Here is a 22385-nt window from a genome sequence, read left to right as displayed (position 1 = left end):
GGCGGCGGGCGTGGCCCCGGGTCCGAGTTTTGGATCAGGCTCAAGCTCAAGTGCAGGGTGAGGATCGGGCCGTGGCTCAGGCCAGGGTCTGGGTCAGTTCGCTGCGCTCGGGGGTGTGGACCACCCGGCCCAGGGCTCCGTTCACGATCGGGAGGTACGGGGCCACGTGCCCGCACTCGACGTCCGCGATGATCGGTACGCCGAGCCCGCCCAGGGCGTCCATGACGGCCTCGTCCTGGGTGAGGGAGGGGGAGTCGGGGGCCGGGGTGCGGCCCACGAGCACGGCGTTGGCGGTGTCGAAGAAGCCGGCCAGGCGCATGCCGTGGAGGTCGCGGCAGATGCGCAGGGCGCTGTCCTCGCACGCTTCGACGTACACGATCAGGCCCTCGGGGGCGTGGCGGCGGGCGAAGGCGGTCATGTCGGCGTAGGGGGAGCCCGTGACGTTGCACAGCGTTTCGATGCAGCCGCCTATGAGGCGGCCTTCGGCCACGACGTCGCCGGTGGTGTCGAGGCGGCGCCAGGGGGCGGCCGTGTCCAGGCTCAGGTCGGTGATGCCGGGGAAGGCGGCCCAGTCGTCCCAGCCGGTGCTCCGGTGCCGGCCCGGCGGGACCTGCGTGACACGGCTGCCCGGCTCCAGCGCCACCAGATCGAGCCAGGAGGCCAGTCCGTCGGGGGTTCGGTACGGGGTGTCCATGAGGTTGTTGCCATGTACCGTCGCCCAGCCGGTCAGCAGGGTGAGCGGAGTCATCAGCGTCGACATGTCCGAGTACCCGACCACCCAGGTCGGCTCCGCGTCCCGCAGCCGGTCCCAGTCCAGCAGCGGCAGCAGGTCGATCGCGGTCTCGCCGCCCCACGGGGGGACCACGGCGCGGATGGAGGGGTCGGTCAGCATCCGCATCAGCTCGTCGGCCCGCTCGGCGGCGGACGCGCTGACGTGGCCGGCGTCGCCGTCCATGCACCGGCCGATCTCGACCTCGTAGCCGCGCGCCTCGACCGTCTTGACGGCGAAGTCGAGGCGGCCGCGGAGGGACTCGGCAACTCCGCTGGAGGGGGAGGTGACACCGATACGGTCACCTGGGCGCAGGGGGCGCGGGTAACGGATGGTCATTCGGACACTCTCACACACGACCTTGCGGAAGGCGTATGGCGTTTTCCACAGTTGGCACCATGAGTGCTTCCACGCCTTCACCCACGTCGTCCCACACTCCTGCGCGCACCCCCGCCGAACTGCTTCGGGCCTTCGCCCGGGCCCGCGCCTCCCTTGACGGGAGGGAGGTCACCTATCACTGGACCGGCGACGTCTACTCCTGGGGGCCGGGGGAGCCCTACCAGCGGATCTTCGGATTCGAAGGGGTCAACGTGGCCCGGCTGGTGGAGGTGTCGGAGGGTGATGGTGGTGGCTTTCAGTTGCTCTCCCGGGAGGCGGCCTTCTATCTGGATCCCGGCACCCGGGAGATCCTTGAGACGTGGCAGGGCCACGAGGTCGTGCACATCTGGAACGACCCGGCGAACCTGCGGCTGCGGCCTTTCCCCGTCCCCGTGACCGACCTCGGGGATCGGGTCTGCTTCAGCGTGGAGATTCCCCTTTCCTATCCGTCGCCGCTTCCGGTCGCGGACTTCCCCGCGCATTCCGCGGACGACACGTACCGGGCCCTGGAGTTGTTCCAGTTCTTCGCGCCTGCCGATGTCCTCACCACCGACGAGGCCGGTGTGCCGGCCGACGTGTCCTGGGTCCGGATGTCCCCCTGGTTGCCGTGGATGGAGCAGGGGCAGCGGCCCGGAGGGCTCGTGTTCCACTGCCGCGGGCGCAAGCTGCCCTCGTACGCCGACGTACCCGAGCGGACCCGGGCGTACATCGCGGGGCACCACCCGGAGTTCGCGCACGCGCCGGAGGCGTGGAGCGAGCCCAACGAGACGAGCTGGACGTACTTCAGGAAGCTTGCGGGGGGCTGAGGCTGGGCTGGGTGGGCCTGGGGCTGGGCTTGGCGCCGGCCTTCGTTGGATCTGGTAAAGGTCTGACGATGAATCAGCATATTGCTGGTAGCGGATGATCGCGCTGTTTAACATAAAGGACACTCTCTTTTTATTTGTCTTGCCGAATAGGCGGGGGAAACGTCTCATGGCAGAACCGAAGCAGGACAGGGCGCGACGCACCCGGCAAGTGCTCCTGCGGGCCGCGGCCGAGGTGTTCGACGAGAACGGCTTCTGTGGCGCCAGCATCAACAAGATCCGTGAACGGGCCGGGGTCACGGCGGGCGCCGTGTACTTCCATTTCCAGTCCAAGGAGGGCCTCGCCCGCGCGGTCATCCTGGAGCACGCGGGCGACCTGCGGTTCCCGCCCGGGCCGGGCGGCCTCGGGCACCTGCTCGACATGACCCGCTACCTCGCCGAGGAGATGCAGGTCAACGTGCTGCTCCGGGCCGGGGTCAAGCTCGCGGTGGAGCAGGGGGAGTCCGGGCTGCGCGAGTTCACGATCTACGAGTGGTGGATCGACCGGTTCGTGCAGGAGCTCACCGTCGCGCGCGAGATGGGGCAGCTGCTGCCGGACGTCGACGAGGTGGAGTTCGCGCGGGTGCTGATGGCTGCGTACACGGGGACGCAGGTCATGTGCCGGATCTCCGAGCAGCACGCGGACCTGCCCGCCCGGATCGCCGTGATGTGGCGCTACCTGCTGCCGGCCGTTGCGACGCCGGAGGCGTGTGCGGCTCTGGCGTCGTCTTGGTCTGCCTCTGCCTCTGCCTCTGCCTCTGCCTCTGCTTCTGCTTCTGCGCCGCCCTGCCCGGTGGGCGTCCAAATTGATTGACAGTGCGGAGGTCGGTTGGGTGTTCTTCTTCCGTGACTGATCTCCGTAATGAACTGCATCAACTGCGTTTTGAACGGGTTCACGGCGAAGCCGAGACCCTTCTCCAGGACTGGCAGCACGTCCACAACCTGATCATCCCGGCGGACCCGCTCCCGCTGGACGCCGTACGGGAACGCTCCGGGCGCAACCACCTGGAGGTCGCCTACCTCGGCGACGTCCTCGTCGGCTGCTCCACTGTTCGCCCGCCCACCGACGACCCGACGGTCGCCACGGTGATCGCCCGGGTGCTCCCGGAGTACCGCGGCCGCGGGCTCGGCGCGCTCCTGCACGAGAGCAACATGGCCAAGGCCCGCGAGCTCGGGGCCACGACCGTGGAGACCGTGGTGCTCGGTTCGAACCCGGAGGGGCTGCGTTTCGCGGATGCCCACGGTTTCACGGTGGTCGAGGAGTACCTCCTTGAGCCGGGTGACACGGTGCCCTGGTTCACGCTGAGCCGCGCGCTCGACAGCGACGTACAGCGGTGAGCGGTTCCTCGGAGATGAAGGCTGCGGGCGGGGGTGGCGGCGCGGGGGCCGGCGCGGGGGCCGGTGCGGGAGCCGGCTCTGCCGAAGGATTCGGTGCCGACCGGCGGGCCCTGGCGGCGGCCGCCGTCACCGTGGTGATGTGGGCGTCCGCGTTCGTGTCCATCCGGTCCGCCGCGGACCACTTCCACCCGGGCGCGCTCGCCCTCGGACGGCTCCTCACCGCCTCGATCGCCCTTGGCGTCGTACTGCTGATCAAGCGGGTGCCGGTGCCGCCGCGCGCGGCCTGGCCGGGCATCCTGGCCTCCGGCGTGCTCTGGTTCGGGCTGTACATGGTCGTCCTGAACTGGGGCGAGCAGCAGGTGGACGCGGGCACCGCGGCCATGGTCGTGAACATCGGCCCCATCGTGATCGCGCTGTTGAGCGGCTGGCTGCTCAAGGAGGGCTTCCCGCCGGGTTTGATGGCGGGCATGGGCGTGTCGTTCGTCGGCGCGGCCGTGGTGGGGATGTCGACGTCCGAGGGCGGATCGTCCTCGGTGGCGGGTGTGCTGCTCTGTCTGCTCGCCGCACTCGCCTACGGCGCCGGGGTGGTCTCGCAGAAGCCGGCGCTGCGGCACGGGACACCGCTGCAGGTGACCACGTACGGCTGCTTCGTGGGTACGGCGTTCACCCTGCCCTTCGCCGGACAGTTGGTTTCGGAGTTGCCCGAGGCGCCGGCCTCGGCCGTCCTGAACATGGTCTACCTGGGCCTGGGGCCCACCGCGCTGGCCTTCACCACCTGGTCGTACGCGCTGTCGCGCACCACCGCGGGGAAGATGGGCGCGACGACGTACGCGGTGCCGGCGGTGGTGGTGCTCATTGCGTGGACCACCCTCGGGGAGGTCCCGGGCCGGCTCACCCTGCTCGGCGGCGCCATCTGCCTGGCGGGTGTGGCGGTGTCGCGCCGACGGCCGGCGGGGGTGCGGGGGCGGGCGTAGGGGTTGGGCCGGCCCCCCGGAACGGAATGGAGGGACCTTCGGTCCTGCTGCTCTGGCGTTGGCCCGACTTGTAGGTTCGTCGGGTGGATACGGAACTCTTCTTGCGGTCGTGGACTGCGTTGCGTGCGTCGGTGGCGGGGCTTGCGGATGAGGATTTCGGGCGGCCGTCGGGGTGCCGGGGGTGGCTCGTACGGGATCTGGTGTGCCATCTGGTGATCGACGCCCAGGATGTGCTGATCACCCTGGTGACTCCGGAAGCGGGGGAACCCACGCGTGACGCGGTGACGTACTGGGAGGTCGGCGGGGCGGTGCCGACGGGTGAGGATCCGCTCGATGCGCTGACCGTGCGGATGGCTGCTGCGTACGGGGAACCGGGGCTGCTCAAGTTCCACCTGGACGACGTCGGGGCCGCTGCGGGGCGCGCGGCCGGGCTCGTCGATCCGGAGCTGCGGGTCGGCACGCGTGGGGAAGTGCTGCGTGCGGGCGATTATCTTTCCGCCTACGTCCTGGAGTGGACGCTGCACCATCTTGATCTGGTCGCCCGTCTGCCGCACGTGCCGGGGCCGTCGGCGGAGGCGCTCGGGCGGTCGAGGGAGATGCTGGAGGGGATCACCGGGGTTCGTTTTCCGGCTTCCTTCTCCGATCGGGATGCACTGCTCGTCGGTACCGGGCGGCGTGTGCCGAGTGCGGTGGAGCGGGCCGGACTGGGGGAGTTGGCCGGGAGGCTGCCGTTCGTGATCGGGTGAGTGGGTGGGGAATGGCCGGTCAGGTTTGGGTGGTGGGTGGGGGGAGGTGGGACAGGCGGCCTTCGGTGGTGATGCGGCGGGTTGTTGCGCGGTCCGGGTAGCAGCGCATGAACATGTCGGTGAAGTGCCGTCCGTAGTGGAGGGACTCGTTGGCGTCGGGTGTCAGGGGCTGCACCCGGGCGTCGAAGGACGGCTCGTGGAAGTAGGCGAGGGTGAAGCGTTCGCGGTCTGCCAGGCGCACCTTGTGGGGTGTCGAGAGCAGGGTGCCGTTGGTCAGGAACTGGAGGATGTCGCCCGGGAAGACCGTGACCACCCCGGGTACGGGGGTCACGTAGCGCCAGCCCGGTTCGTGTTCGGCCAGGCCGGCCGAGCTTTCGCCGGGGCGCCAGTTGCGGGGGCGGTGCTCGCCTTCCAGCGGTGGCCGTACGTAGAGGCCGCCGACTTCGTCCTGGGCCGCGATGACCAGCAGGCCGTAGTCGGTGTGGGAGCCGATGCCGCGTTCGACGGTGGTGGTGCGGGCCGGGAAGCGCAGGACGCGCATGTGGTGCCAGCCCTCCCGGGTGTACCGGGTCAGGTGATCCGGCTCCAGGTCCAGTCCGAGGGCGATGAGCCGGAGGATCTGTTCGCCCAGGGTTCCGACCGCTTCGAGGTACGCCTGCATCGCTGTCCGGAAGGACTCGTCCGGCCAGGGGACCGGGCCGTGGCACGGCAGGGCTGCCCGTACGCGGGGGTGGTGGCGGGGTAGGTCCGGGGTGATGGTGAAGATCTCCGGCTGGTCGCGCAGGCCGGCGGTGAGCTCCTCGCCGGACTCGATGTACCCGCTGTAGGAGAGGTCGTTCACGCACGTCGTCTTGTGGGCGAGGGGGCGGCTGAAGAACGTGCGGGCCGCGTGCAGTGCGTGTTCGGTGCGTTCCTGGAGGACGGCGTCGCGTTCCACCTGGAGGATGCCGTCGTGCTGCCACGCGTCGATCATTGCCCGGCCCAGCTGTCGCTGGTGGTCGGAGGTGGTGTCGGCCATGCGGAACGTCCGGAACGTGGACATGTTCGTGCCTCCTTCGGGCGGGAGCTCGTGTCGGGTTGCACGGGTTGGGGGACGGGAGGTTCGAAGCGATCAGGGGGTGGGGCGCATGATGGGGGTGTGGTGGATGTCCGGGTGGGCGTTGCGGGGTGTCCGGACGTTGCGCCCACGCGGCGGACGGCGGTGGCCTGGGTGCCGCCGGCCGGGCTGTGGCCCGCCATCCAGAGCATTCGCGAGGTGTACGACCCGCAGGTCCGGCGGTGGCCGCCGCATGTGAACCTGGTGTTCGGGTTCGTGCCCGAGGAGGACTTCGAGCGGGCGCTGCCGCTGCTTGCGGAGGCTGCCGCCGGGTGTGCGCCGTTCGACGTCCGGCTGGGTGGGGTGCGCAGTTTCCGGCACCGGGCGTACTCCACCGTGTGGCTGGACCCCGCGGCGGACGGGCCGGCGCCCTGGGTGGGGCTGCAGGGTGCGCTGGTGGCGCCTTTCCCGCGGTGTGCGGGGCGGTTCACGCCGCACCTGTCCCTCGGGCGGACCGTTCGGGATCCGCATGGCCTGGCCGCGGAATGTGCCGCCCGGCTGGGGAGCGTGTCGGCGCGGGTCGAGGAGGTCGTGCTGCTCTCGCGGCGGGGGGAGGGGCCGATGCGGATCCGTGCCTCGGTCGGGTTGGGCGCCGGCTGATGTTCACGTGGTGAATCGCTCGATGAGGCCGTGGGGCGAAGGGGTTTAGGGTCCGCGTATGACGATCAACACGGAGCCGCGGCATCCCCTGCTCGGCCATCTTCTCGACGCCGCCGACGGACGCTTTCCCGAGATCGACGGCGGCGTGACCGTCCTGCCACCCTTCGACGGCGGGCTGGAGTGTTCCTTCGCCTTCACCGGGCACGCCTTCGTGGCCACCCGCCTGCCCGCCGAAGAGGTGCTCGCCCAGGGTCCCGACGGGTTCGGCCTCGCACACGCCCCCGCGTTCCTGCTGCATCTCGCCGGGCCCGGCGGCTGGGTCGGGGTCACCGACGCCAGCCTCGTGGCGCGGGGCTCCGGCCGACCGGGCGCGGCTCCCGTACTGGGCGAACGCGACGATGTCGATGACCACCCCCGGGTCCGGCACGCCCGCGCCATGCGGGCCGGCGTACGGGTGCACGGCGACGAGCGCGGTTTCGTGACGGTCGGGCGCGGGCTCGCCGGGCGTCACGAGATAGGCATCGCCCTCGACGAGGCCGCCGGCCAGAAGGCCGGCCGCGGCGTCGGGCGGTCCCTGCTGCTGGACGCCCTGACTCTGGTCCCCGAGGGCGAACCGGTCTTCGCCGCCGTTTCGCCGGGGAACTCCCGCTCCCTGCGCGCCTTCCTGGCCGTCGGCTTCACCCCGATCGGCAGCGAGGTCCTCATCCGCCCCGCGGGGAACTGATCAGGGCGTCCGCAGCAACATGACGTCGTGGAGGTCGGCCTCGTCCCACGGGCGGGCGTCGCCGATCTTCCGGTAGCCCCAGGAGCGGTACGCGGTCACGGCGGCCCCGTTCTCCGGGTGGACGTTGAGCAGGACCCGCTCGGCGTCGGTTCCGGCGAGCAGGGTGGTGTGGAGTCGGCGGGCGATGCCGCGGCCGCGCCAGGGGGCGCGTACGGCGAGTTCCATCAGGCCGAACGTCCGGTGGCCGTCCTCGCGGCGCATGTCCGCCGGCACCGGCGTGGTCAGCCGGTCCCACCAGTCGGTGTGGGCGTCCAGGCGGAACCCGTACGTCATGCCGACCGGCTCACCGTCCTCGCCGCGGGCGAGGGCGGCGAGGAAGGTGGGCCTGCGGGTCTGCGTGCCGAAGCGGCGGAAGGCGGCCGCGACGGTCTCCTCGGTCTCGAAGTAGGGCGGCCCGGCGAACACCTCGGCGTAGACGAGCCGGAACGCTTCCTCGTCGGCTGCTGCTGCCGGCCCGTCGAGCCGGACGACGGCCACTTCCTCTGTTCCGCTCATGCGGGTCCCCTCCCGTGGTCTTTGCGGACCAGCCTGTCATCCGGCTGCCGTGGACCGTGGCCGGGAGGGGGCGGCGCCGCGCGGCGGGGGAGCAGGAGGGGGGTCGCGAGGAGGAGGACCCCGGCCAGGCCGAGGGCCGTGCGGGCGCCGAGCAGGGTGCCCAGTACGCCCCAGACGGCCGTCAGGAGCGCGGTCGCGGCCCTGGTCGACACCGCCCAGGCCGTCAGGGTGCGGACGGTCCGGTCGGTGGCGGTGCGTTCGAGGCGGCAGGTGGCGTGGACCGGGTTGAAGACCGCGCAGCAGAGGATGAGCCCGAACTCGACGCCCATCACCAGCAGCAGCCCTCCGGTGCCCGGCCCCACGAAGGCCAGGCCGACGGGCCACAGGGCGCGCAGCGTTCCGGCGGTGACCAGGACCCGGTGCTGCCCGAACCGGGTGACGAGGGGCCGGGCCAACCGTGAACCGATCAGCCCGCCGATCGAGGGCAGGGCGAAGGCGAGGCCGTACTGCCACGGCGTGAACCCGAGACCACCGAGCATCAGGACGGTCAGGAGCGGGGTCGAGGCCATCACCAGGCCGTTGAACAGGGTGGTGTTGAAGAACAGCGCACGGAGCGTCCGGTCGGCGAGGACGTACCGCCAGCCGTCCGGCAGGTCCCGGGGCCGTATGCGTGCGCCCTCCCGGCGCTCCGGTTCCGCTTCCTCGCCGCGCCCGCCCATCGCGCGGATGCCCGCGGCCGAGAGGGCGTGGCTGACGGCGTCGGCCAGGACCGTCGCCACCGGGCCGAGCAGCCCGATCGCGGCGCCGCCCAGCGGCGGTCCGATGATCGTGGTCGTCCAGGCCGTGGACTCCAACCTGGCGTTGGCCAGCAGCAGGTCCTCGGCCGGCAGCAACGTCTTCAGGTACGCCCCGGAAGCCGCGCGGAAGGTGATGTCGGCCGCCGCGACGACGACCGAGACCAGCAGCAGCTGGAGGAAGGTGAGCGCGCCGAGCACGAACGCGGCGGGGACCGTCAGCAGCGCCGCGCACCGCACCAGGTCCATCGCGATGAGCACCGGCCGCTTGCGGCGGAACTCCACCCACGGGCCGAGCGGCACCGCCACGAGCGCGCCCACCGCGGCCCCCACCGAGGCGAGCGCGGCGACCTCGGCCGGTCCGGCGTGCAGCACCCGGACGGCGATCAGCGGGAAGGCGCCGAAGGCGAGCCACGTGCCGAGCGCGCTGGTCCCGTACGCGGCCCACAGCCAAGCGAACGGCCGCCCCATGCCCATGCCCCATGCCCCCCGCCACTCTCACCCGCACAACCGATTCGCGATCGGAGGCATCAAAGCGAGCCGGGAGGCCTCGGCGCAAACAACCGGTGGGCGCACCGGCCACAACCAGTGGTTGTGGGTCTAGGGTGGTGGCATGGATCTCGAAGCCGTGCGGACCTTCGTCACCGCCGCCGATGCGGGGCGGTTCCAGGAGGCCGCCGTGGAGCTCGCGGTCACCCAGCAGGCCGTCTCCAAGCGCATCGCCGCGCTGGAGCGCGACCTCGGCGTACGGCTCTTCACCCGCACCCCGCGCGGTGCCGAGCTCACCATCGACGGGCAGGCGTTCCTGCCCCACGCGCGCGACCTGCTGCGCGTCGCCGAGCGCGCGGTGGCGTCCGTACGCCCCGGCCGCCGTCCGCTGCGCGTCGACGTGATCGCCTCGCGCGTCGCGCCGTCGGGCCTGATGCGCGGCTTCCACCGGGCCCACCCCGAGACCGCCCTCGACGTGGTGATGCTGTTCGACATCGAGGGGGCCGTGGCCGCCCTCCGGTCCGGTGCGATCGACGCGTCCTTCCGCGCCGTCGGTGCGCCCGGCGCGCCCGGCCGGGCGCTGCCCGAGGACATCGAGTCCGTACGGGTGCTCGACGAGCCGCTCCAGCTGCTCACCGGCCCCGCCCACGCGCTGGCGGGCGCCCGTTCGGTGCCCCTCGCCGAGCTCGCCGGGCACCGGATCTGGATGCCCGGCCTCGTCCCGGGTACCGAATGGGCCGCCTACTACGACGACCTCGTCGCCGAATTCGGCCTCACCATCGAGGCCACCGGGCCCAACTTCGGCTCCGACGCACTCCTGGACACCATCGCCGACACCCCGGCCCTGGCGACCTTCATGGGCGAGCAGACCCGCCTGGTCTGGCCCGCCGGCCACGGCCTGCGCCGGATCCCGGTGACCGACCCGACGCCCGTCTACCCGCACTCGCTCCTCTGGCACCGCGACAACCCCCAACCGGCGCTGGCCACCCTCCGCGCCCACCTCGCGGCCGCACCGGCCGGCCTCGACGCCGCCGGCACCTGGACGCCGCGCTGGGTGGCTCGGCGCTGAGTGGTTCGGTGTCGAGTGGTTCGGCGTCGAGTGGTTCGGCGCTGGGTGGCTCGGCGCTGGGCCGTTCTCGTGGCGGACGCGGACGCGGGCGGGACACGAACGCGGCGACGGGCCTTTTCCGGCCCGGACGGTTCCACCATGGCTCCCGTCGGCTTCCGCCGGCTCCAGTCGGCTCCGACGGCACAGGAGGATGAGGAACACGTGGCCCAGCTGCTGAGAGTCCAGAACTTCAACGTTTCGAGCGACGGCATCGGCGCCGGTGAGGACCAGAGCCTCGAGCACCCCTTCGGGCACGTCGACCCCGGGAAGCTGTTCGCCTGGGCGGGAGCCACGGCGAGCTGGCCCAACCGCACCGAACCCGGGGGCAGCCGGGGCCTCGACGACTACTTCACGCGCGACTTCACACACAACATCGGCGCCGAGATCATGGGCCGCAACAAGTTCGGGCCCCAGCGGGGTCCCTGGAAGGACCACGAGTGGCGCGGGTGGTGGGGTGACGAGCCGCCGTTCCACACCCCGGTGTTCGTGATGACCCACCACGCGCGGCCGTCGTTCTCGCTCTCGGACACGACGTTCCACTTCGTCGAGGGCGACCCGGCGACGGTCCTGGGGCTGGCGCGGGAGGCGGCGCGGGGCAAGGACGTACGCCTGGGAGGCGGGGTCACCACCGTCCGCGAGTTCCTCGACGCCGACCTCGTCGACACCCTGCACGTGGCGGTCTCACCCGTGCGACTCGGAACCGGACTGCGCCTGTGGGACTCCCCCGACGAACTGCTGGACCGCTTCCACCTGGACGTCGTCCCCAGCCCGAGCGGGGTGACGCACCACCTCTTCTGGCGCAGGTGAGCCGCCGCCCGGCCGGCGGGGGGAGAGAGGCGTACGACAGCCACGCCTGCCGCACCGGCCTCAGCAGCGGGGCAGGGAGCCGCTCTCCTTGGTGAGCTTGGTGCCGGAGGCCCAGCCTTCGGTGCTCGTCCCCTCGATGCGGGCGTAGACCCACTTGTTGCCGTAGGCGTTGGTGATGTAGCAGTGGTAATAGAGCTTCACACCGGTCTTGACCACGGTCACGTACTGGCATTCCGCGTACGGCCCGGTGTAGAGGTGCGACGTCTCGGCCAGCTGGCCGTAGCCGTCGGCGCGGTTCGAGTGGCCCCAGCCGGTGCAGGCCGTCGACACCGGGGTGGGCTCCTTCACCGTCGGGCTCGGGCTGGTCTTCGTCGCCGGGGAGGCCGGGGCCGTCGGGCTCTTGGACGGCTTGTCGCCCTCGGCGCCGGGCTTCTTCGCGGGGCTCTTCGAGGCCGATGCCTTCGGGGTCGCGCCGGGAGAACCGGCGGGTGCCGGGCTGTTGCCCCCGCTCGGCCGGGAGCTGCCCGTGGCGGAGCCGACGCCGGGCGCGGCCGCCTGTGTGCCCTTGTCGGTCGGGCCGTCCTGCCCGGACGTCAGGGCGTAGGTGATGCCGCCGCCCGCGGCGAGGAGCACGGCGGCGGCCGCTGCCGCGACCACGGCGCTCCTGCCGCCGCGGCGCCGGATACGACGGTCTGCCGTCCGGCTCGTCTCGGGAGAGGGGGCCGAGAGCGGGGCGTGGCCCGCGACGGGCACGCCGGGCTGCGGGAACGCCGGAGCTGCCGGGTGGGGCTGCGGCTGCGGGTGGCCGACGTACGGAGGCTGGGGCTGCGGCAGAGGCTGCGGGGGCGCCTGCGGGGCCGGCTGGGCAGTCGGCTGGGCAGTCGGCTGGGCAGTCGGTTGGGCAGTCGGTTGGGGGAACAGCGGGGGACCGAACCCGGGGGCCGGTGTCGGCGGACCGAACCCGGGGGCCGGCATGGCGGCGGGCGCGGGGGACGCGGGGGCGGAGGGCGTGGGAGCGGGCACAGGCGCGGGGGCGCCCGAGGCGACGCGCTCCAGCATGTCGCGCGCCTGTTCCGCGGTGGGTCGGTGCTCCGGCTCCTTCGCCATCAGAGCCCGGAGCACCGGCGTGAGCGCTCCCGCCCGGCGGGGCTCCGGCAGCGGCTCGGTGACGATCGCCGACAGGGTGGACCACGCGGAATCGCGACGGAACGGCGAGGTGCCCTCCACGGCCGCGTAGAGCGTCATGCCGAGGGACCAGATGTCCGACGCGGGACCGGGCTCCCTGCCCTGCGCGCGCTCCGGAGGCAGGTAGTCGACCGAGCCGACGATGTCCCCGCTGCGGGTCAGTCTGGCCATGGGGTCATCGTCGGAGGCTTCCATGGTGGCGATGCCGAAATCGGTGAGCACCACCCTGCCGCCCCGCTCGATCAGCACGTTCGCCGGCTTGACGTCCCGGTGCAGTACGCCGACCCGGTGCGCGGCGTCGAGCGCGTCCGTCAACGCGGCACCGATGGCCGCGGCTTCGTGCGGCTCCAGGGTGCCGCGCTCGGCCAGCACCTTGTCGAGCGAGGGCCCTTCGACGAGCTCCATGACGATGACCGGCAGGCCCTGCTCCTCGGTCACGTCGTGCACGGTGACCACGCCGCCGTGCCGTATTCGGGCTGCGGCCTGCGCCTCCCGCTGCATCCGGGTCCGCAGATCGGCCAGTTCGGCCGCGGAGGCGTCGGTGAAGGCACGCAGCACCTTGACGGCGACCTCGCGGTTCAGGAGCTCGTCCACCGCCCGGGCGACCACGCCCATGCCCCCGCGCCCGAGTACGGACGTCACCCGGTAACGCCCGCCGAGCACCTTGCCCGTCAGCTCCCCGCCCTGCGCTTCCCCCGCGGTCACCACACGCCCCGTTCCGTCGCTCTTCTTGATCCGTCAACCCGAGTGATCAAGCGTAGAGGCAGGGAGGTGAGGAGAATGCGGCGGCCGTGCGGGGGACATGTGCCTTGCTCCCGGGGCGGTAACGCCCCGGCGGGTGGGCTGGGGGCCGTTTCGCCGGGGGCGGTCGGGCCGTGCGGGGTCAGGGGAGGGGCTTGTCGTAGGTGTTGTCGCGGTCGGAGTCGTAGATCTCCTTGCCCTGGGCGTCGTAGCCCTTGATGCGGGGGGCCTTGGTGACGGGGCTGTTCAGGACTCCCGTCGCCGCGTACCAGCCGTGGTCCAGGGCCGCCTCGACGGTGGCGTTGCCGTACGTGGCGGTCACCCGGGCGACCCGTGTGTCGACGGTGCCGATGCTGCCCCAGCGGTACGGCAGCTTCCAGGGGCCTTCGGCGCTCAGCCGCTGGAGGTACAGCTTGCCGCCGTTGATGTCCGGGGCGACCGCTCCCCCCGTCGGGTGCTCGTCCCGGCCGATCGAGGTGCTGATGCCGCTCGGCTCGCCGTTCTTCATGCTGCAGATCAGCCGGGCGGGCGTGGGGGCGTCCCTGACCGCGACGATGTAGTGGCCGTCGCCCGGGGAGTTGTCGTTGCCGGTGCTCCGCTGGGCCAGGAGGATCCGGTAGTCGCCGGACTTGCCCAGGTCCCCGCCCGGCCTGTCCAAGGCGTGCTTGCGGTCCCAGGCCAGGCACTGCTCCAGACCGGTGGCCGCGTCCGTCATGGTGAGGCCGTCGGCCAGCTGGCCGGGGGTGGCCGGAGCGGTCGGGCCGGTCGGCTTGGAAGGGTGCGGCGACGGGGGAGCGGGGCTCTTCGTCGGTGCGGACGCGGTCTGTGTCCCCTGCGACGCGCCGCCGTCGTTCGCGTTGAGGGCGATGGCCGTGGCCGGTACGACGGCCAGCACGGCCAGGGCCGCACCCGCGACGGCGAGCCGGCGCCGGAGGAGCTGCTGCCGGCCCTGCCGGACGATCTCCGGATACGGCACCGCCGCCGGTCGTACTGCCTCCGCGTCCTCCGCCAGCAGACCGCGCAGCCCGTGTTCGAAGGCGGAGGAGTCGTCGCCCGCCGAAGAGCCGGGCCGGTCGTTGTCGAACCGCTCGTTCACAGCACTACCCCTTCGTTCGCCGCCATCGTGAGTGTGGTGGAAGGACCGCGCATGACCGGGCCGCCGGCCGCGGTCCGCCGGGCGGGGGCGTCCGCCCGGTCGCCCAGGCCGGGGTGGGCCCGCAGTTTCGCCAGGGCCTTGGACGCCTGGCTCTTCACGGTCCCGACGGAACACCCCATGACGTCCGCCACCTCGGCCTCGGAGAGGTCCTCCCAGTACCGCATGACCACCACCGCCCGCTGCCGTGCGGGCAGCTGGGCGAGCGCCGCCATCAGGACGTTCCGCTCGTCGGCCCACTGCACGGCGGTGTCGCGCACCGACGTGTCCGGCACGGTGGCCGTCAGCCGCTCGGTGACCCGGCGCTTGCGGAACCGGTCGCTGTTGCAGTTCACCAGCATCCGCCGGACGTACGCCTCCGGATTGTCACTGCGCGAGACGCGCCGCCACGACCGGTACGCCTTGGCGAGCGCGGACTGCGTCACGTCCTCCGCGTCGTGCGGATCACCGGTCAGCAGATACGCGGTCCGCACCAGATGGTTCCAGCGCGCTGCCACGAACGCCTGGAACTGAGCTTCTTGCTCGGCTTGCATCGCAACCCCCTTCGCCCCCTTGACCACCTCCCGGCCGGATCGGGTTGCCCGCCTTCGGAACGAAGTTCGAAGAATTTTCGCCCGGGCTGTCACACCTTCCCCTCGCCCCGGTTCAGAGCAGTGAACGGGCCGGGGCGCAGCGCACCGGCCCCGGGGAAAACGAAGAGACCGAGGAGCGAGCACCATGTCCACTGCCTACGTCATCGTCACCGTCCTGGCCGCCCTGATGGCGGGGTACTCGGGGGCGTCGATCTTCTTCAAGGCGAAGTACACCGTGGAGCCGCTGGCCGCGTACGGGGTGCCGAAGGGCCTGTGGAACTTCCTCGGCGCGGCGAAGACGGCCGGAGCGGTCGGCCTGCTGGTGGGCCTGGCCGTGCCGGTGATCGGGATGCTGGCCGGGATCGGGCTGGTGCTGTACTTCACCGGTGCGGTCATCACCGTGGCGCGGGCGAAGGCGTACGGGCACATCGTCTTCCCCGTGATCTACGGCGCTCCGGCCGCGGCCGCCCTCATCCTGGCCGGCTGATGCCCGGACACCGGGTGCGGGTCCGGGCATCGGCCTGGGGGCGTCGGCTGTCGGCATCGGCGTCGGCGTCGGCGTCGGCGTCGGTGCCGGCGTCAGCGTCAGCGTCGGTGCCGGCGTCGGTGTCCGGCTCAGCCCAGGGCCTCGGCCAGCAGTTCCGCCGTCTTCGCCACCAGCTCGTTGTCCCGGGGAGCGGCCTGCTCGGTCTTCGTGGTGAAGACCGACAGCACCAGCGGCGGCCGCCCCGGCGGCCAGGCGATACCGGCGTCGTTGTTCGTCCCGTACGACCCGGCGCCGGTCTTGTCGGCGACGGCCCACTCCTTGGGCAGCCCCTTCCGGAGCCGCTCCCCGCTGGTCGTGGTGGCCAGCATCCACCCGGTCAGCAGCTCCCGGTGGCGGGGGGCGAGCACGTCACCGAGCACGAGCCGCGCGTACGTCCGCCCGATCGCGCGGGGGCTGGTGGTGTCGGTCACCCGCGTGGGCTCGGCCGAGTTCAGCTCCGGCTCCCAGCGGTCCAGCCGTGTCGTACGGTCCCCCAGGACGGAACGGCAGAAACGGGTGACCGCCGACGGCCCGCCCAGCTCGCGGAGCAGCAGGTTCGCGGCCGCGTTGTCGCTCCGGGAGATCGCCGCGGAGCACAGTTCCGCCACGGTCAGCCCCCGCGCGATGTTCTCCTCCTTCTCGGTGATCTCGCCCCCGTCGGCCTTGGTGACCTCGTCGCGGGTGTAGAAGACGCGCCTGGCGAGGAATTCCCCGTCCCGGTCCAGTTCCCGTAGCACGGCCGCCACGGCGACCGTCTTGAACACCGAGCACATCGGGAAGAGTTCGTCGGCACGGTGCGCCACGGTCCGCCCGGTGGCCAGGTCCCGTGCGTAGACCCCGAGGCGCGCGCCGTGCTCCCGTTCGAGCTCCCGTAAGCGCCGGACCACCGCAGGCAGTCCCGCTGCCGACCCGGGAGCCGGCCCGGGAGCCCCTGTTGCCCCCGCGGCCTGCGCCCCTACGGCCGGCAGGGTCACGGCCATCGCCGTTCCCGCTCCCAGCGCCAACACTGCACGACGACTCTTCACGTCGGTGTCTCCTCTCTTCGCCGCTGCCCGCCCGGACGGATGAACGGACGGTACGGTCATATGGCCGCGAAGACGCCGAACGTGATCATCTCGGTTCCCCGCCGGTCGCCGCCGGAACGTACGCCAGCCCGTGCGCCCCCGCCTCCCCGCCACGCCGTACCGGCAGGGTGGTGACCGTACGCAGCGAGGGCAGGTGCACCACCGTGACCGTGGACGACAGGACGTTGGCGACGTAGGCCAGCGAGCCGTCGGGGGAGGAGGTGACGGTCAGCGGGAAGCGGCCCACCTCGACCCGGCCCAGCGGTTCCAGCCCGGCGCCGTGGACGTTGAGGACGCCGTTCGTCTGGGTGCCGAGGGCGCCAGGCCCGCCGTCCGGCCGCGCCGCCATGCGAAGTTCGCCGGAGAGCACCAGGCCCTGACTGGTGGTGTGCACCGGGAAGGTGATGCCGTCGGCCGGCAGCGTACGGACGACCCTCCCGGTCGCGGTGTCGATCACGGCCACGCCCACGTCCGCCGCGTTGCCCGCGTCGGCGGCCGGCGGCGCGAAATCGCCCTTCGGGGTGGCCACGAACACGTACCGGCCGTCGGGCGAGATGTCGATCCCCTCACCCCCGCCCACCGGGATGCGGTCCAGCAGCCGGCCCGTCTCCAGGTCCACGACCGAGACGTACGGCGCCTCCTTGTTGGACGTGTACGCGTGCCGTCCGTCGGGCGTGACGGTGAACCAGTGGGGCCCCGGAGCCGCGACGGAGATCCGGCGCACCACCTTCCGGGAGCCGGGATCGACGGCGAGCAGGGCGCCCTGGGCGGAGTCCGTCGCCTCGACGCTGACGTAGAGGAGGTCCCGTACGGGATCCAGGACGAGCCCGTGCGGCCCGTGGTCGGGGGCGAGGTCGATGACGTCGACCACGCGCCGGGCGTCCGGGTCGATCACGGCGATCTCGTGGGCGCGCCCGGTGTTGGCGTGGTAGTAGCCGGAACGGTACGTGATCGAGCAGTAGAGCAGTCGGCGCCGGGGATCGAAGCACAGCTCGTGGGGCTCGGCGGGCACCTCGACCGTGCCCAGTTCGCGGTACGAGCCGACGGAGAAGAAGGTCACGTGGGGTCCGCTCTGGCTCACCACGGCCAGCAGGTCTTCGGTGTTCTCGTTGTTCTGCATGTGCAGCACTCTGTGACGCCGCAAGAGATGACTCCAGTGCAACCTCGGCAAGGTGTTGTTGCGTCAGCATCAATCGGGCTGGTCGGCGCGGACAGGACGCCGGCCCGAGGTGAGGGGGCTCACATGGCCGAGGACGGAACGGCGGCCGAGCGCGCCCGTGCCCGTGCCCGTGCGCACGGGCAGGTGCCGGACCTGGTGTCGCTCGACATGAACCTGCTGGTCGCGCTGGACGCGCTGCTGGAGGAGGAGAGCGTGACCGGCGCCGCCGAGCGGATGCGCGTGACCCCGCCCGCGATGAGCCGCACCCTGGGCCGGCTGCGGCGGGCGCTCGGCGATCCCGTGCTCGTACGGGCCGGGCGGCGGCTCGTGCCGACCCCGCGCGCCCTGGAACTGCGCCCCCGCGTGCATGCCGTCGTACGGCAGGCCCGGGAGCTGTTCGCCGAATCCGCCCCGGTGGATCCGGCCACGCTGACGCGGCAGTTCAACATCCAGGCGAGCGACCCGATCCTCACCGGGCTCGCGCCCGCGCTGATCGCCGCCGTGGCCGGGCAGGCGCCCGGTGTCGGCCTGAGGTTCCTGCCGGAGACGCTGGAGGGCGGCCCGGCGCTGCGCGAGGGCGGGGTCGACCTGGAGATCGGCGTCCTCGACCACACCGACCCGGAGACGCGCGTCGAACCGCTGGCCGAGATCCGGATGGTCGCGGCCGTCCGCCGGGGTCACCCGCTGGCCGGGGGGCGGCGGGTCACGGCCCGTGACTTCGCCCGTGCCGACCACATCAGCGTCTCCCGGCAGGGCAGGTTCCACGGTCCGGTCGACACCCGCCTCGCCGAACTCGGCCTCCGCCGCCGCGTCGCCGCAGCCGTCCCCGGTTATGCCGCCGCGCTGTTCCTGTGCCGGGACACGGACCTCGTCTGCCTGACGCCCGCCGGCTTCGGCGAACACTGTCCGGAGGCGCTGGGCCTGCACACCTTCGAGATCCCGCTGGACCTCCCGCCGCTCACCATCGGCATGGCCTGGCACCCCCGCAACGACGCCGACCCCGCGCACGCCTGGCTCCGCGACCGCGTACGCAGCTGCCGGAGGCCGTCGGCGCCGCCAGGGGAGCAGCGACCGGTGCCGCCGTCCCCTGCCGGGCCGGTGCCGGAGCCCTCGCACTAGATGTCATCCCGGGGAGCCGTCACGACTCTTTTCGGGCTTTTTTGGTGGCTCCGGAACCTTGATGCCACTTCGCGACGAAGCGGGGCGAAAATCAGTCATAGTCCCGTGATGCGATGCCGCCGCGTGAAGGAACTGCGTAGGTTCTGGGCTCGGTTCGGGATGTCCTGTGACGCCCGGCCGCAGAGTTCGCCCACTGGAACCGGAGGGGAAATCGCATGGCTGACATCGACCTCGGCGTGGCGTCCGACTGGGACGAGGGGGACACCCACGGCCGCGTCAAGCTGCGGCAGAACCAGGTCTACCCGGGCTCGCCGAAGAAGGACGTCCTCATCAGCTCCCCGGTGAGCATCGAGCTGTCCGTGAACACGAACCACTCCTCCTCGCAGGAGGCGGACAAGATCTACTTCACGACCCACCACGGTTCCACGAAGAAGATCATCGCGGTGCTCGACTCCGACGGCAACCTGCGCATCGCCGGCCGTCTGATCACCGAGCAGAAGGACCTCGGCTACTAAACGGTTCCCTTCGGATTCACCTCGCCGACCCGATGAAGACGGCGGCGATGTGGAGTCCGGCGAGGCAGACGGTGGCGGTCTTGTCGCAGCGGGTGGCGAGGCCGCGCCACTGTTTGAGCCTGACCCTAGGGTCCGAACCAGAGGGCTGCGAAGCCGTGGTGGTGTTCCGCGGTGACGAAGTCCTCCCAGGTGATCACCCCGTCCTGGTCCGCGTCGATCACGCCGAACGAGGCCGCCGCCATCTCCGCGGGGACACTGCGCAGGCTCCGCCACACCGTGTACTCGTGGAGGTCCATCCGCCCGTCGCCGTCCCGGTCCGCCACGGTGAACTGCGCGTGCAGCACGGCCATGACCTCCGGCGCCCCCGAGGGGGCGTCCGGCCCCTGTTCCGTCCCGGAACCCGTCCCGGAACCCGTCCCGGATCCCGCGCCGGCCTTGGCTTCGGCCAGTGCGGTGAACCACTCCCGGTACTCCTCCCGTCCGATCCTCCCGTCGTGATCGCGGTCGACCATCTCGGCCTGCCGTTCCCACAGCGCCAGGCTCGCCTCGATCAGTGCGCGCCCCTTCGGTGAGCTCGGGCCCATGCCGTACGACTGGAGCAGTCGCTCCGCGTTCGCCCGGTAGTCGTCGGCGACCACCACTCCATCGCCGTCCGCGTCCAGACGGTCGAAGATCTCGTCGGCCACAGCCACCTTCTCGGCACCCATGCCGCGAGGTTAGGCGCCGCTCCTCATCCGCCCCCTGATTCCGGCACCCGGGGGCGTGTCCTGCGGCAGGGCCGCCCGGTCCGCGCTCCCGCCTATGCGACGTCGTCCCAGGCCATGGAGCTCATCCGCCAGCCGGCCGGGGTGAGGACGAACTGGGTCGTCTTGTGTCCCGTCCCCTCGAACCACTCGCCGTCGCGGCGCCCCGACTTGCCGTACTCGCTGAAGCGGTGCGCGATCGACCCGCATATCTCCGTCCGCTCGGAGACCTCCCACTCGGAGAACTCGGTCAGCGTCCCGTCCGAGAGGATCCTCTCGCGCGGCTCGATGAACCCGTCAAGGTCGTAGACCACGGGCTTGCCCCCGAGGTTGCTGATGATCATTCCCTCCGGAATGAAGACCTCGCGTACGGCCGCCACGTTCGCCCGGCCGCCGCCGGTGTTGGTGAACGCGCCGAGAAACGTGCGCATGAGCTGATCGAGCTCGGCTTTGACATCGGACATCGGTGCCCGCCCCTCTCCTGGGTGAAGTCGATGGACCTGCCTCGGGACTGATCGTCGATCACGCCGGTCCGGATCGGCAAGGCCCGCCCTCCGTGCTGTGGAGAAACGTTCGCGACATCAACTTGCACAGTGTTCAGCTCACCACTTGCACACCGTTCAAGTCGTGCGCTAACTTCACCTTGTACTTAGTGCAAGTGAAGCGCCGGAGCCGGCGCGCGCCCTCAGGAGGAACCGACCGTGAACGCCTTCATCGCCGCCATGCAGCTGTCCGTCGCCGTCGCCTTCCTCAGCATCCCGGTCGTCCGGGCCCGCTACGGCGCCACCGCGACCGCCGCCGCCCACGCCGAGCTGAGCCGCCAGGGCGTGCGCACGACCGTCCTCGAGGAGAACGGGATGCGGTTCGACGCCGGCGGGCACGAGACCTGGGCGCCCGTGGGGATCGCCGCCGTGCTTGCCGCCACCGCCGCCCTCAACCTCACCGGCAGCTCCTGGACCGGAGTGCTGAACTGGATCGTCATGGGCCTCGTCCTGGCCATCAACTGCCTGATCCTCTACAGCAACCTGACCGCGACCGGCTCCGTCCGGGCCGCCTTCGCCCGCAAGGGCGACCCCGCGCTGGCCCGGATCGACGTCGCCGCCCTGCTGAAGGCGGCCGAGTCCGGCTTCCCCCGCTGGGTGTGGTTCCTGCAGAACGCCCGCCACGTCATCGTCTTCGGCGCCGCGGCCCTCGCCCTGGCCGCCGCCGTCGCCGCGTGAACCGCCGCCCCGGGCCGCTCGCGGCGGGACCGCCTCAGGCGGAGCTCCGGCTTCCGTTGAGGCAATTCCGAAGTTCGGTCGCTTCAGTCCCTGCGACTCCCTCGAAAGTGCTCTGACCTGCACGTCTGCGGCAGCGACCGAAGCGACCGAAGCGACTCGGACCGGCCGCGGCAGCGACCGAAGCGACCGAAGCGACCGAACATCGGGGAGACCGGCCCGCGCCGCGGTCGACCCCCCAGCCGCCGGCCCTCAGCGCCGAAGGCGTGGACCACGCCCGGCGGCACCGCGACGAGACCGCCGCGCCCGACCGTCACGATCTCCTCGTCCAGCAGGATCTCCAACGCGCCGTCGAGTACGTGGAACACCTCCCAGAAACGTTCGTGCAGGTGGGGCCTGGCATTGGCCGCTCCGGCGGCGATCCGGCTGCCGGAGACGCTCAGCGCACCGCCCAGCGCGTCGCTGTCGGCAAGCAGGCGCATCGGGTTCGTTCCGTCGAGCACCTCCGCATCGGCGGCATGCACGACGACGGGGCGGGCTGTGCGTGCAGGTGCGGGCGTGGGTGTGGGCATGTCGGCTTCCGTTCCGGGGGTTGCGGGTGCTGGTACGCCGTACCAGCACACCTCGGGAACAAGCACCGTCCAAGAAGCACTTCACTGTCACGGTGATCATCGATCGTGATGGGTCGTGGAGGTGGGCATAGGCATGGATATGGAGATCAAGAAGATCTCCTCCTGGGCCGCCATTTTGTTTGCACCCACACTCGTGGGAACCATCTACGGCATGAACTTCGAGACCATGCCAGAACTGCACTGGGCGGCGGGCTACCCCTTCGCAATCCTCCTGATGGCGGTGGTGTGTACGAGCCTGTACGTCATCTTCAAGAAGCGGGACTGGCTCTAGCGATCCACCGAACGAGCTTGATCGACTTAGCGCAAGCGAACTGCGGACCGTGCCCTCAGAGGCCCCGTGGGGAGAATCTGGGGAGAATACGCGGCAGGAGATCGACCAGACGCAGCTCCGCCGCCTACCAGGGGGCGGCGCCCGGCGCAGTCGTCACCAACCGCGCTCCGCCGGAACTCGCCATTCGGCACGCCCTGCATTTCCGCAGCGGACACACGACCGAAAAGCCTCGACGCAGGCCAGCGGGCCGTCCAGTCTGCCAGGCGTT

Annotated in this window: 25 protein-coding genes and 1 pseudogene; 14 read left to right on the top strand and 12 right to left on the bottom strand. The window is 71.6% G+C overall.

What is annotated here, in order from left to right:
- Positions 1 to 76: 76 nt before the first annotated feature.
- The gene (locus tag AB0O36_RS28575) at positions 77 to 1108 is read right to left on the bottom strand and encodes a S66 peptidase family protein (protein ID WP_365115168.1); all 1032 of its coding nucleotides are present in this window, start codon (positions 1106 to 1108) and stop codon (positions 77 to 79) included.
- A gap of 59 nt (positions 1109 to 1167) precedes the next feature.
- Between AB0O36_RS28575 and AB0O36_RS28570 the strand changes: the two genes are divergently transcribed.
- From AB0O36_RS28570 to AB0O36_RS28550, 5 genes are all read left to right on the top strand, one after another.
- The gene (locus AB0O36_RS28570) at positions 1168 to 1953 is read left to right on the top strand and encodes a DUF1838 family protein (RefSeq protein WP_365115166.1); all 786 of its coding nucleotides are present in this window, start codon (positions 1168 to 1170) and stop codon (positions 1951 to 1953) included.
- 166 nt (positions 1954 to 2119) lie between these two features.
- Positions 2120 to 2803, top strand: a complete 684-nt coding sequence (locus AB0O36_RS28565; RefSeq protein ID WP_365115164.1) for a ScbR family autoregulator-binding transcription factor — start codon at positions 2120 to 2122, stop codon at positions 2801 to 2803.
- 53 nt (positions 2804 to 2856) lie between these two features.
- A complete protein-coding gene (locus AB0O36_RS28560) occupies positions 2857 to 3327 on the top strand; it encodes a GNAT family N-acetyltransferase (protein WP_365115256.1) in 471 nt (156 codons plus the stop codon).
- Between the two features lie 110 nt (positions 3328 to 3437).
- Positions 3438 to 4301 carry a DMT family transporter gene (locus AB0O36_RS28555; protein ID WP_365115255.1) on the top strand — a complete coding sequence of 288 codons (864 nt, stop codon included), beginning with the start codon at positions 3438 to 3440 and terminating at the stop codon, positions 4299 to 4301.
- Between the two features lie 83 nt (positions 4302 to 4384).
- Positions 4385 to 5047 (top strand): maleylpyruvate isomerase N-terminal domain-containing protein, encoded by a 663-nt coding sequence (locus tag AB0O36_RS28550; RefSeq protein WP_365115163.1) that lies wholly within the window; start codon positions 4385 to 4387, stop codon positions 5045 to 5047.
- A 19-nt stretch (positions 5048 to 5066) separates the two neighbouring features.
- On the opposite strand, the gene AB0O36_RS28545 is transcribed toward AB0O36_RS28550, so the two are convergent.
- The gene (locus tag AB0O36_RS28545; RefSeq protein WP_365115161.1) at positions 5067 to 6089 is read right to left on the bottom strand and encodes a 2-oxoglutarate and iron-dependent oxygenase domain-containing protein; all 1023 of its coding nucleotides are present in this window, start codon (positions 6087 to 6089) and stop codon (positions 5067 to 5069) included.
- A gap of 96 nt (positions 6090 to 6185) precedes the next feature.
- Between AB0O36_RS28545 and AB0O36_RS28540 the strand changes: the two genes are divergently transcribed.
- Positions 6186 to 6743 (top strand): 2'-5' RNA ligase family protein, encoded by a 558-nt coding sequence (locus tag AB0O36_RS28540; RefSeq protein ID WP_365115159.1) that lies wholly within the window; start codon positions 6186 to 6188, stop codon positions 6741 to 6743.
- A gap of 58 nt (positions 6744 to 6801) precedes the next feature.
- The gene (locus AB0O36_RS28535) at positions 6802 to 7467 is read left to right on the top strand and encodes a hypothetical protein (protein ID WP_365115158.1); all 666 of its coding nucleotides are present in this window, start codon (positions 6802 to 6804) and stop codon (positions 7465 to 7467) included.
- Here the strand turns inward: AB0O36_RS28535 and AB0O36_RS28530 are convergent, their stop codons facing one another.
- Together AB0O36_RS28530 and AB0O36_RS28525 are read right to left on the bottom strand one after the other, a co-directional pair.
- A complete protein-coding gene (locus AB0O36_RS28530) occupies positions 7468 to 8022 on the bottom strand; it encodes a GNAT family N-acetyltransferase (protein ID WP_365115156.1) in 555 nt (184 codons plus the stop codon). It lies immediately after the preceding gene.
- Entirely contained in the window at positions 8019 to 9293 is a 1275-nt protein-coding gene (locus tag AB0O36_RS28525) for an MFS transporter (protein ID WP_365115155.1), read from the bottom strand. The genes AB0O36_RS28530 and AB0O36_RS28525 overlap by 4 nt, the downstream gene beginning before the upstream one ends.
- 136 nt (positions 9294 to 9429) lie before the next feature.
- On the opposite strand from AB0O36_RS28525, the gene AB0O36_RS28520 reads away from it, so the two are divergent.
- Both AB0O36_RS28520 and AB0O36_RS28515 read left to right on the top strand, forming a co-directional pair.
- Positions 9430 to 10374: a LysR family transcriptional regulator gene (locus tag AB0O36_RS28520; RefSeq protein WP_365115154.1), complete on the top strand. Its 945-nt coding sequence runs from the start codon at positions 9430 to 9432 to the stop codon at positions 10372 to 10374.
- 201 nt (positions 10375 to 10575) lie between these two features.
- Positions 10576 to 11220, top strand: coding sequence for a dihydrofolate reductase family protein (locus AB0O36_RS28515; RefSeq protein WP_365115254.1), 645 nt, complete (start codon positions 10576 to 10578; stop codon positions 11218 to 11220).
- A gap of 60 nt (positions 11221 to 11280) precedes the next feature.
- Here the strand turns inward: AB0O36_RS28515 and AB0O36_RS28510 are convergent, their stop codons facing one another.
- From AB0O36_RS28510 to AB0O36_RS28500, 3 genes are all read right to left on the bottom strand, one after another.
- Positions 11281 to 13110 carry a protein kinase gene (locus tag AB0O36_RS28510; protein ID WP_365115153.1) on the bottom strand — a complete coding sequence of 610 codons (1830 nt, stop codon included), beginning with the start codon at positions 13108 to 13110 and terminating at the stop codon, positions 11281 to 11283.
- Positions 13111 to 13288: 178 nt separating this feature from the next.
- Positions 13289 to 14242 (bottom strand): hypothetical protein, encoded by a 954-nt coding sequence (locus AB0O36_RS28505; RefSeq protein ID WP_365115151.1) that lies wholly within the window; start codon positions 14240 to 14242, stop codon positions 13289 to 13291.
- Positions 14239 to 14832, bottom strand: a complete 594-nt coding sequence (locus AB0O36_RS28500) for a SigE family RNA polymerase sigma factor (RefSeq protein WP_365115150.1) — start codon at positions 14830 to 14832, stop codon at positions 14239 to 14241. The genes AB0O36_RS28505 and AB0O36_RS28500 overlap by 4 nt, the downstream gene beginning before the upstream one ends.
- Positions 14833 to 15016: 184 nt before the next feature.
- Between AB0O36_RS28500 and AB0O36_RS28495 the strand changes: the two genes are divergently transcribed.
- Positions 15017 to 15358, top strand: coding sequence for a DoxX family protein (locus AB0O36_RS28495; RefSeq protein WP_365115148.1), 342 nt, complete (start codon positions 15017 to 15019; stop codon positions 15356 to 15358).
- A gap of 128 nt (positions 15359 to 15486) precedes the next feature.
- Here the strand turns inward: AB0O36_RS28495 and bla are convergent, their stop codons facing one another.
- Together bla and AB0O36_RS28485 are read right to left on the bottom strand one after the other, a co-directional pair.
- Entirely contained in the window at positions 15487 to 16377 is an 891-nt protein-coding gene (gene bla / locus AB0O36_RS28490; protein WP_365115252.1) for a class A beta-lactamase, read from the bottom strand.
- A 130-nt stretch (positions 16378 to 16507) separates the two neighbouring features.
- A complete protein-coding gene (locus tag AB0O36_RS28485) occupies positions 16508 to 17581 on the bottom strand; it encodes a YncE family protein (RefSeq protein ID WP_365115146.1) in 1074 nt (357 codons plus the stop codon).
- Positions 17582 to 17704: 123 nt separating this feature from the next.
- On the opposite strand from AB0O36_RS28485, the gene AB0O36_RS28480 reads away from it, so the two are divergent.
- Entirely contained in the window at positions 17705 to 18739 is a 1035-nt protein-coding gene (locus tag AB0O36_RS28480; RefSeq protein ID WP_365115145.1) for a LysR family transcriptional regulator, read from the top strand.
- A gap of 215 nt (positions 18740 to 18954) precedes the next feature.
- Complete coding sequence (locus AB0O36_RS28475; RefSeq protein ID WP_365115143.1) at positions 18955 to 19254, top strand: DUF6342 family protein; 300 nt, start codon at positions 18955 to 18957, stop codon at positions 19252 to 19254.
- 125 nt (positions 19255 to 19379) lie between these two features.
- Here the strand turns inward: AB0O36_RS28475 and AB0O36_RS28470 are convergent, their stop codons facing one another.
- Positions 19380 to 19961 carry an EF-hand domain-containing protein gene (locus AB0O36_RS28470; protein WP_365115142.1) on the bottom strand — a complete coding sequence of 194 codons (582 nt, stop codon included), beginning with the start codon at positions 19959 to 19961 and terminating at the stop codon, positions 19380 to 19382.
- Between the two features lie 92 nt (positions 19962 to 20053).
- Entirely contained in the window at positions 20054 to 20461 is a 408-nt protein-coding gene (locus AB0O36_RS28465) for a DUF4440 domain-containing protein (RefSeq protein ID WP_365115141.1), read from the bottom strand.
- A 237-nt stretch (positions 20462 to 20698) separates the two neighbouring features.
- Here AB0O36_RS28465 and AB0O36_RS28460 point away from each other — a divergent pair, with 237 nt between their 5' ends.
- The gene (locus AB0O36_RS28460; protein WP_365115139.1) at positions 20699 to 21217 is read left to right on the top strand and encodes a hypothetical protein; all 519 of its coding nucleotides are present in this window, start codon (positions 20699 to 20701) and stop codon (positions 21215 to 21217) included.
- Between the two features lie 83 nt (positions 21218 to 21300).
- Here AB0O36_RS28460 and AB0O36_RS28455 read toward each other — a convergent pair whose 3' ends face one another.
- Positions 21301 to 21786 (bottom strand): cupin domain-containing protein, encoded by a 486-nt coding sequence (locus tag AB0O36_RS28455; protein ID WP_365115138.1) that lies wholly within the window; start codon positions 21784 to 21786, stop codon positions 21301 to 21303.
- A 142-nt stretch (positions 21787 to 21928) separates the two neighbouring features.
- Here AB0O36_RS28455 and AB0O36_RS28450 point away from each other — a divergent pair.
- Positions 21929 to 22117 (top strand): annotated as a pseudogene (locus AB0O36_RS28450) (CorA family divalent cation transporter); the annotation flags it as partial.
- Positions 22118 to 22385 lie beyond the last annotated feature (268 nt).

This window comes from Streptomyces sp. NPDC089799, from assembly GCF_040684755.1.
Lineage (GTDB): Bacteria > Actinomycetota > Actinomycetes > Streptomycetales > Streptomycetaceae > Streptomyces.
The sequence above is the reverse complement of the archived record's forward strand: the minus strand, read 5'-3'. Positions and strand labels throughout refer to the sequence as shown.

Coding starts and splice junctions, on each gene's coding strand:
- AB0O36_RS28575 (WP_365115168.1), bottom strand. CDS start 1,108: ATGACCATCCGTTACCCGCGCCCCCTGCGCCCAGGTGACCGTATCGGT.
- AB0O36_RS28570 (WP_365115166.1), top strand. CDS start 1,168: ATGAGTGCTTCCACGCCTTCACCCACGTCGTCCCACACTCCTGCGCGC.
- AB0O36_RS28565 (WP_365115164.1), top strand. CDS start 2,120: ATGGCAGAACCGAAGCAGGACAGGGCGCGACGCACCCGGCAAGTGCTC.
- AB0O36_RS28545 (WP_365115161.1), bottom strand. CDS start 6,089: ATGTCCACGTTCCGGACGTTCCGCATGGCCGACACCACCTCCGACCAC.
- AB0O36_RS28535 (WP_365115158.1), top strand. CDS start 6,802: ATGACGATCAACACGGAGCCGCGGCATCCCCTGCTCGGCCATCTTCTC.
- AB0O36_RS28530 (WP_365115156.1), bottom strand. CDS start 8,022: ATGAGCGGAACAGAGGAAGTGGCCGTCGTCCGGCTCGACGGGCCGGCA.
- AB0O36_RS28525 (WP_365115155.1), bottom strand. CDS start 9,293: ATGGGCATGGGGCGGCCGTTCGCTTGGCTGTGGGCCGCGTACGGGACC.
- AB0O36_RS28520 (WP_365115154.1), top strand. CDS start 9,430: ATGGATCTCGAAGCCGTGCGGACCTTCGTCACCGCCGCCGATGCGGGG.
- AB0O36_RS28500 (WP_365115150.1), bottom strand. CDS start 14,832: ATGCAAGCCGAGCAAGAAGCTCAGTTCCAGGCGTTCGTGGCAGCGCGC.
- AB0O36_RS28495 (WP_365115148.1), top strand. CDS start 15,017: ATGTCCACTGCCTACGTCATCGTCACCGTCCTGGCCGCCCTGATGGCG.
- bla (WP_365115252.1), bottom strand. CDS start 16,377: ATGGCCGTGACCCTGCCGGCCGTAGGGGCGCAGGCCGCGGGGGCAACA.
- AB0O36_RS28485 (WP_365115146.1), bottom strand. CDS start 17,581: ATGCAGAACAACGAGAACACCGAAGACCTGCTGGCCGTGGTGAGCCAG.
- AB0O36_RS28480 (WP_365115145.1), top strand. CDS start 17,705: ATGGCCGAGGACGGAACGGCGGCCGAGCGCGCCCGTGCCCGTGCCCGT.
- AB0O36_RS28475 (WP_365115143.1), top strand. CDS start 18,955: ATGGCTGACATCGACCTCGGCGTGGCGTCCGACTGGGACGAGGGGGAC.
- AB0O36_RS28470 (WP_365115142.1), bottom strand. CDS start 19,961: ATGGGTGCCGAGAAGGTGGCTGTGGCCGACGAGATCTTCGACCGTCTG.
- AB0O36_RS28465 (WP_365115141.1), bottom strand. CDS start 20,461: ATGTCCGATGTCAAAGCCGAGCTCGATCAGCTCATGCGCACGTTTCTC.
- AB0O36_RS28455 (WP_365115138.1), bottom strand. CDS start 21,786: ATGCCCACACCCACGCCCGCACCTGCACGCACAGCCCGCCCCGTCGTC.